The sequence below is a fragment of the Pseudacidovorax intermedius genome (genome assembly GCF_001476815.1).
GTDB lineage: Bacteria > Pseudomonadota > Gammaproteobacteria > Burkholderiales > Burkholderiaceae_C > Xenophilus > Xenophilus intermedius_A.
Window position 1 is genome coordinate 1 of record NZ_LDSL01000165.1, and the last position, 7,472, is coordinate 7,472.

Genomic DNA, 7,472 nt, shown 5'->3' on the forward strand with positions numbered 1-7,472 from the left:
CGCTGGCCACCGCCGGCATCGCCGCGGCCACGCAGCGCTGGTTCCCGGGCGCCTCGGGCTCGGGCATTCCGCAGGTCAAGGCGGCCATCGACGACGAACTGCCGCCGGGCCAGCGCGGGCGCTTCGCCTCGCTGCGGCTCACGCTCGGCAAGATCGTGCTGGGCGTGGCCAGCTTCGCGGCCGGGCTGTCGGTGGGCCGCGAGGGGCCGTCGGTGCAGGTGGCGGCGGGCGTCATGCAGCATGCGCGGCGCTGGCTGTCGCCGCGCTCCACCATCGACGCCCGGGCCCTGCTGGTGGCCGGCGGGGCGGCCGGCATCGCCGCCGCCTTCAATGCGCCGCTGGCCGGCGTGGTGTTCGCCATCGAGGAACTGGCCGGCCGGCTGGAGGCGCGCGCCAGCGGCCTGGTCATCGCCGCCATCGTGCTGGCCGGCCTGGTGGCCGTGTCGGCCTTCGGCAACTTCAGCTACTTCGGCGTCATCCAGGTGCCCCGGCTAGGCTGGTGGGACGTCGCCGGCCCCGGCCTGTGCGTGGCGCTGGCCTGCGGCGTGGCGGGGGGCGTGTTCTCGCGGCTGATGATCGCCTCGCTCACCAACGCGCCGCAGCGGCTCACCCGGCTGCGGGCGCGGGCACCGATCCGTTTCGCGGCCGCCTGCGGGCTGCTGGTGGCGGCACTGGGCCTGGCTTCGGGCGGCGCCACCTTCGGCGCCGGCTTCGAGGCCGTCAAGCAGATGCTGGCCGGCCACGACGAGCTGACGCCGCTCTACACCCTGCTCAAGTTCCTCGCCACCTGGATCACCGCCTGGAGCGGCGTGCCCGGCGGCATCTTCGCGCCCTCGCTGTCCATCGGCGCCGGCATCGGCGACGCGGTGGCCTCGGCGGCCGGCCAGGGACTGGGGCCGGCGCTCATCGCCATGGGCATGGCCGGCTTCCTGGCGGCCGTGACGCAGGCGCCGCTCACCGCCTTCATCATCGTCATGGAGATGGTGGACGGCCACTCGATGGTGCTGAGCCTGATGGCCTGCGCCATGCTGGCCAGCCTGACCTCGCGCCTGATCAGCCGGCCGCTGTACGAGGCGCTGGCCGAGCACATGGTGGCCGGCGTAGTGGGCCGCCCGGCGCCGCCGGTCGACGAGCCGCCCGCGACGGCATCCGTGCCGGCGGAGCCCCCGCCGCCCGCCGGGCCGCAATCCGCCCCGGAGCGCTGAAAAAGCCCGCGCGGTCTATCATGCCCGGTTGCCCTGCACGAACCGCCCGCCTGTGACCGCCCCCCACGACGACGCCTTCGACGACTCCGCCCCGGCCGCGGCCGACCGCGCCTACCTGGGCCGCCTGCTGGCCCAGCAGCGCATCAGCATCCGCGGTGCGCGCACCCACAACCTCAAGAACGTCGACCTCGACATCCCGCGCAACCAGCTGGTGGTGATCACCGGGCTGTCGGGCTCGGGCAAGTCCAGCCTGGCCTTCGACACGCTCTATGCCGAAGGCCAGCGGCGCTACGTCGAGAGTCTGTCGGCCTATGCCCGGCAGTTTCTGCAGCTGATGGACAAGCCCGACGTCGACCTGATCGAGGGCCTGTCGCCCGCCATCAGCATCGAGCAGAAGGCCACCAGCCACAACCCGCGCTCCACCGTGGGCACGGTGACCGAGATCCACGACTACCTGCGCTTGCTCTTCGCGCGCGCCGGCACGCCCTACTGTCCCGACCATCACCTGCCGCTGCAGGCGCAGACCGTGTCGCAGATGGTGGATGCGGTGCTGGCGATTCCCGACGAGCCTAGATTGATGATCCTGGCGCCGGTCGCGCGCGAGAAGAAGGGCGAGTTCCTCGAGCTCTTCGCCGAGATGCAGGCCCAGGGCTACGTGCGCTTCCGCGTCGACGGCCAGGTCTACGAATACAGCGAGCTGCCCGCGCTCAAGAAGACCGAGAAGCACGACATCGACGTGGTGATCGACCGCCTGCGCGCGCGGCCCGACATGCAGCAGCGCCTGGCCGAGAGCTTCGAGGCCGCGCTGCGCCTGGCCGAGGGCCGGGCCATCGCACTCGAGATGGGTGGGGAAGGCACCGAAGAGAAGGAACACCTCTTCAACGCCAAGTTCGCCTGCCCGCTGTGCCACTACTCGATCACCGAGCTGGAGCCGCGCCTCTTCTCCTTCAACTCGCCGGTGGGCGCCTGCCCGAGCTGCGACGGGCTGGGCCACCGCGAGTTCTTCGATCCCGCGCGGGTGGTGGCCTTCCCGTCGCTGAGCCTGGCCAGTGGCGCCATCAAGGGCTGGGACCGCCGCAACGGCTACTACTTCAGCATGCTGGAGAGCGTGGCCAAGCACTACAAATTCGACCTGGACACGGCCTTCGAGTCGCTGCCCTCGTCGATCCAGCAGGTGCTGCTCAATGGCTCGGCCGGCGAGGAGATCAAGTTCAGCTACACCATGGAGTCGGGCAACTTTGCGGGCAAGAAGGTCACGAAGAAGCATCCCTTCGAGGGGATCATCCCGAACATGGCCCGGCGCTACCGTGAGACCGATTCGGCCATGGTGCGCGACGACCTCGCCCGCTACCGCAGCCTGCAGCCCTGCCCCGACTGCGGCGGCTCGCGGCTGCGGGTGGAGGCGCGCAACGTCTTCCTGGTCGACCATGCGGCCGAGCCGCCCACCGAGCGCTCCATCCATGCGCTGAGCCACCTCACGCTGCGCGACAGCCTGGCCTACTTCGAGCAGCTGAAGCTGCAGGGCAGCAAGGCCGAGATCGCCGACAAGGTGGTGCGCGAAATCGGCCTGCGGCTCAAGTTCCTCAACGACGTGGGCCTCAACTACCTGAGCCTGGACCGCAGCGCCGAGACGCTGTCGGGCGGCGAGGCCCAGCGCATCCGCCTGGCCAGCCAGATCGGCTCGGGCCTGACGGGCGTGATGTACGTGCTGGACGAGCCCAGCATCGGCCTGCACCAGCGCGACAACGACCGGCTGATCGGCACGCTGCAGCACCTGCGCGACATCGGCAACAGCGTGATCGTGGTCGAGCACGACGAGGACATGATCCGCGCCGCCGACCACGTCATCGACATGGGCCCGGGCGCCGGCATCCACGGCGGCGAGGTGATGGCCCAGGGCACGCACCAGCAGGTGGCGGACAACCCGCAGTCGCTCACCGGCCAGTACCTGAGCGGCGTGCGCCGCATCGAGGTGCCGGCCCGACGCACGCCGCGCCTGCCGGTGGTGGCCGCCGCGCCGGCGCCCGCCGAGAGCAAGAAGAAGCCTTCGCGCTTTCCGATGAGCCCGGCCGCCGAGCGCCGCGCCGAGCGCGAGGCACAGCACCTGCTCACCCAGGGCGCGCTGCAGGAGATCCGCGTGCTGAACGCGACCGGCAACAGCCTCAAGAACGTCAGCGCCGCCTTCCCCGTGGGCCTGCTCACCTGCGTGACGGGCGTGTCGGGCTCGGGCAAGTCCACGCTGGTCAACGACACGCTCTATGCCGCCGTGGCGCGCACGCTCTACCGCTCGCACGACGAGCCGGCGCCGCACGAGGCCATCGAGGGCATCGAATACTTCGACAAGGTCATCAACGTCGACCAGTCGCCCATCGGCCGCACGCCGCGCAGCAACCCGGCCACCTACACGGGCCTGTTCACGCCCATCCGCGAGCTGATGGCCGAGACCAACACCGCCAAGGAGCGCGGCTACGGCCCGGGCCGCTTCAGCTTCAACGTTGCGGGCGGCCGCTGCGAGGCCTGCCAGGGCGACGGCGTGGTCAAGGTGGAAATGCACTTCCTGCCCGACGTGTACGTGCCCTGCGAGGTCTGCCACGGCCAGCGCTACAACCGCGAGACGCTGGAGGTGCAGTACAAGGGCCGCAACATCGCGCAGATCCTCGAGATGACGGTGGAGGACGCGCACGAATTCCTCCAGGCCGTGCCCACCATCGAGCGCAAGCTGCGCACGCTGCTGGACGTGGGCCTGAGCTACATCAAGCTGGGCCAGAGCGCGACCACGCTGTCGGGCGGCGAGGCCCAGCGCGTCAAGCTGGCGCTGGAGCTGTCCAAGCGCGACACCGGCCGCACGCTCTACATCCTGGACGAGCCCACCACCGGCCTGCACTTCGCGGACATCGAGCTGCTGCTCAAGGTGCTGCACCAGCTGCGCGACGCGGGCAACACCATCGTCGTGATCGAGCACAACCTCGACGTCATCAAGACCGCCGACTGGGTGATCGACATGGGCCCCGAAGGCGGGGCGGGCGGCGGCCAGGTGGTGGTGGCGGGCACGCCGGAAGATGTGGCGGCGTGCGAGGCGAGCCACACGGGGCGGTATTTGAGGCGGTTGTTGTAGGTCGGGGCAGTCGGCCTCGAGCCAATGCTCGCAGGCTGGCGACCGCCTGCAAGCTGGTCTCGGTGCTCAGGATCACTCAGCCGTGCGCGGCCAGAGGTCTCTGACCCGTGGGGCTGGCGTCATACCGGCTCCGCCTCAGCCAGCACGGCGGCGCGGAATTTGTCCGGAAGGGCCTCTGGCGTAAGCACGTCGACCTTGATCCCGAGCAGCTCTTCCAGTTCGCCTCTCAGCCGGCCGATGTCGAACATGGTGGTGTCCGGAAGCGGATCGACAAGCAGGTCAAGATCGCTGCCCTCTTGATCATCGCCATGCAGCACGGAGCCGAACACGCGAGGATTGGCGACGCGGTGCCTGCCTGTCACGGCGCGGATGGCCGATCGCTTTTGTTGAAACAGCGTCGAAGGTTTCATGGCGGGCGGGGCGGGCTCTGAACTTGTTCGCGGATTGTGCCCATGTGACAACGGCGCTTCGATGCCGCTCTTTGACAAATGGAGGTGGCCGCGCGGCATCGACGCCGCGCCGGACCACATTCATCTGATCACCGAAGAGGCGCGGCTGAGCAAGCACCTGTTCAAGCTCGCGGCGCAGGCCACGCGCTACGGCGAATTCACCCGCGCCAAGCGGGGCGAGAGCACCGATGCGGCGAATCGTTTCCTCGACCATGACGACTGGGCGATGGTCGAGCCCTCGTCCATGCGCTCGCTGATCCAGCTCGCCGGGCAGGTACGTCGGCATCGCGCCGGGCCGGTGGCCGGTGCCAACATGACGGTGCTGGGCAGCAACCTGCGCCGTTACGAGCGGCCGGACCAGCCGGCTTGTTGCAAGCCTGGCTTCGAAACCTTGCACGAGCCGTTCCGGCTCAAGACCCACGACCTTCGTGGCCTGCTCGGAAGGCCGGCGACCAGCGCCGATTCGTGGCACGTCGACGCGCAGCCCCGGGTGGCGCTGCTGCCGTCCGGCAAGCTATTCCCTGGCCGTCGCTTGGTCGACCTGGAACACGCCCGCATGCATGACATGCTGCTGCCGATGACGCTCAGGCGGCCCTCAGCTGCAGAGGCGTGACGGCCATCACCGCCGTCTGGACGGCGTCGTCCAACTCGGCCACGCGCAGGTCGTAGGCCGTCTGCAGGTTCAGCCAGGACTGCGCATCGCCGCCGAAAAAGCGGCTCAGCCGCAGTGCGGTGTCCGCCGTGATGCCACGCCGCTCCAGCACGATGTCGTTGATGCGCGATGCCGGCACATGCAACTGCTTGGCCAGCGCATTGACGCTCATCTCCATGGGCTTGAGGTAGTCCTCCCGCAGGATCTCGCCGGGATGCACGGGGCGCATGCCGTTCTTGAACATAGCTTTTTCCATCCTTTTTAACCGTGGCCCGCTCGCTAGTTCGGCGCAGCGGCCTTCAGTGGTAGTCCACGATCTCGACGTTGGCAACGCCTCTCTCTGTCCAGACGAAACACACACGCCACTGGTCGTTGATACGGATGCTGTACTGGCCTTGACGGTCTCCGCTCAGCCGCTCCAGTCGGTTGCCTGGCGGGCTGCGCAGGAAGTCCAGGGTTTGCGCGGCATCCAACTGGGCCAGCTTTCGCTCCGCCACGCTCTGGATGTTGGCGAAGCGCCGTGTCCGGCCGCTGGTGAACAGCTGCTGTGTCTCTTGGCACGAGAAAGAAACGATGGCCATGGGATGGAGAGTTTATGCTGTTTACCGGTAATCGGTAAGTCACCTGTTCGGCGGTCATGCGACGCACATCATTCTTTGAACTGTTTGGCCTCTGCGGCAAGCCACGCGCAACGGTGTCGGATGTGATTGCTCTTCTGCCACCCTGCCACGACTGAAAGCACCCACATCAGGTGATGCTCCATTCGATGCGCTCTTGCATCAAAATTGGTGCTCCAAGCAACCAAGAACCCTGTGCGCACCACCGTCACCATCGACGACGAACTCTACGAACAGGCCCTGGAGATGGCAGAGCCCGGCATGGACAAGCCCGATCTGTTCCGCGAGGCCGTGAAGACTTTCGTCCGGGTTCAGGCGGCGAAGCGTCTGGCCGCCCTGGGCGGCACGCAGCCGGACATGCAGGACGTGGCTCGGCAGCGGACGCTGCCGCAGGGGGCGTGAAGCGCATCATGGTCGACACCTCCGGCTGGATCGCCGGTTGAATGAAGTGGCCGTGCGGCTGGGCGTCGCGCATCAGCCCGCAGTGCATTGATCAGTCCATCGTTGCTGGACGACAAAAGCGGGATGGTCATCGAGCACCCAGCGCGCTGACGCGGACTGGTCGACGGCGGATCACATCCTCCCCTTCCACGGCACCGCCCACCCCTCGATCCGCCGCATCAGCAGGTCGAACAGCAGCGCGACGACGCCGATCACCAGGATGCCCATGACCACCACGTCGGTGCGCAGGAAGTTGGAGGCGTTGAGCACCAGCTGGCCCAGGCCCGCGGTGGCGGCCACCATCTCGGCGGCGACCAGGGTGGTCCAGCCGAAGCCGATGGCGATGCGCATGCCGGTCAGGATGTCGGGCAGGGCCGCGGGCAGCACCACGTGGCGGATCACCTGCCAGCGGTTGGCGCCGAGCGAGAGGATGGCGTCGATCTGCTCGCTGCCCACCGAACGCACCCCGGCGCGCGCGGCCACGGCCAGGGGCGCGAAGCAGGCCAGGTAGATCAGCACCACCTTCGAGGTTTCCTCGATGCCGAACCAGATGATCACCAGCGGCAGGTAGGCCAGCGGCGGCAGCGGGCGGTAGAACTCGATGAGGGGGTCGAAGATGCCGCGCAGCGTGCGCGACACGCCCATCAGGATGCCGACCGGCACGGCCGTGATGCAGGCCAGCGCGAAGGCGCCGAACACGCGGCCCAGGCTCCACAGGAAGTGCTCCAGCAGCGGCTTGCCGCCCTGGCCCTGGCCCTGGATGGCGGCGATGAAGGCGTCCCATACCGAGGCGGGCGAGGGCAGCACCAGGGGTGGCAGCCAGGCGAGCCGGGCGGCCGCCCACCACAGCAGGAAGAGCACGGCCACGGTGGCGATGCTGATGGTGGTGGTCGGGCCCTCCCCGGGGCGGCGGTGGCCCTGGGTGGGGCGGGCGCGTGCGCTTTTCGGCGCGGGGCGTGCGGCGGCTTTGGCAGACGCGCCGCTGGCAGCGGG

8 protein-coding genes are annotated in these 7,472 nt (G+C 68.8%); 4 read left to right on the forward strand and 4 right to left on the reverse strand.

From position 1 onward, the window contains the following. The coding region (locus NS331_RS21960) for a chloride channel protein (protein ID WP_058644070.1) at positions 1-1,205 on the forward strand (1,205 nt) is incomplete at its 5' end. 52 nt (positions 1,206-1,257) lie between these two features. Further along, positions 1,258-4,320 carry an excinuclease ABC subunit UvrA gene (gene uvrA / locus NS331_RS21965; protein WP_058644071.1) on the forward strand — a complete coding sequence of 1,021 codons (3,063 nt, stop codon included), beginning with the start codon at positions 1,258-1,260 and terminating at the stop codon, positions 4,318-4,320. Positions 4,321-4,439: 119 nt separating this feature from the next. Here the strand turns inward: uvrA and NS331_RS21970 are convergent, their stop codons facing one another. Beyond that, entirely contained in the window at positions 4,440-4,730 is a 291-nt protein-coding gene (locus NS331_RS21970) for a nucleotidyltransferase family protein (RefSeq protein WP_058644072.1), read from the reverse strand. 61 nt (positions 4,731-4,791) lie between these two features. Between NS331_RS21970 and NS331_RS27010 the strand changes: the two genes are divergently transcribed. After that, positions 4,792-5,382, forward strand: coding sequence for a hypothetical protein (locus NS331_RS27010; protein WP_058644073.1), 591 nt, complete (start codon positions 4,792-4,794; stop codon positions 5,380-5,382). Here NS331_RS27010 and NS331_RS21980 read toward each other — a convergent pair. Together NS331_RS21980 and NS331_RS21985 are read right to left on the reverse strand one after the other, a co-directional pair. Beyond that, positions 5,354-5,665, reverse strand: a complete 312-nt coding sequence (locus tag NS331_RS21980; protein ID WP_058644074.1) for a HigA family addiction module antitoxin — start codon at positions 5,663-5,665, stop codon at positions 5,354-5,356. The genes NS331_RS27010 and NS331_RS21980 overlap by 29 nt on opposite strands. Before the next feature lie 55 nt (positions 5,666-5,720). Continuing rightward, complete coding sequence (locus tag NS331_RS21985; protein WP_058644075.1) at positions 5,721-6,002, reverse strand: type II toxin-antitoxin system RelE/ParE family toxin; 282 nt, start codon at positions 6,000-6,002, stop codon at positions 5,721-5,723. Between the two features lie 231 nt (positions 6,003-6,233). Between NS331_RS21985 and NS331_RS21990 the strand changes: the two genes are divergently transcribed. Next, complete coding sequence (locus NS331_RS21990) at positions 6,234-6,440, forward strand: type II toxin-antitoxin system VapB family antitoxin (protein ID WP_058644076.1); 207 nt, start codon at positions 6,234-6,236, stop codon at positions 6,438-6,440. Between the two features lie 171 nt (positions 6,441-6,611). Here NS331_RS21990 and NS331_RS21995 read toward each other — a convergent pair. Beyond that, a partial coding sequence (locus tag NS331_RS21995; protein ID WP_058644077.1) for an ABC transporter permease subunit occupies positions 6,612-7,472 on the reverse strand: 861 nt, incomplete at its 5' end.

Excerpts from the sequence above, each read along its gene's own strand:
- NS331_RS21970 (WP_058644072.1), bottom strand. The coding sequence starts at position 4,730 with ATGAAACCTTCGACGCTGTTTCAACAAAAGCGATCGGCCATCCGCGCC.
- NS331_RS27010 (WP_058644073.1), top strand. The coding sequence starts at position 4,792 with ATGCCGCTCTTTGACAAATGGAGGTGGCCGCGCGGCATCGACGCCGCG.
- NS331_RS21980 (WP_058644074.1), bottom strand. The coding sequence starts at position 5,665 with ATGTTCAAGAACGGCATGCGCCCCGTGCATCCCGGCGAGATCCTGCGG.
- NS331_RS21985 (WP_058644075.1), bottom strand. The coding sequence starts at position 6,002 with ATGGCCATCGTTTCTTTCTCGTGCCAAGAGACACAGCAGCTGTTCACC.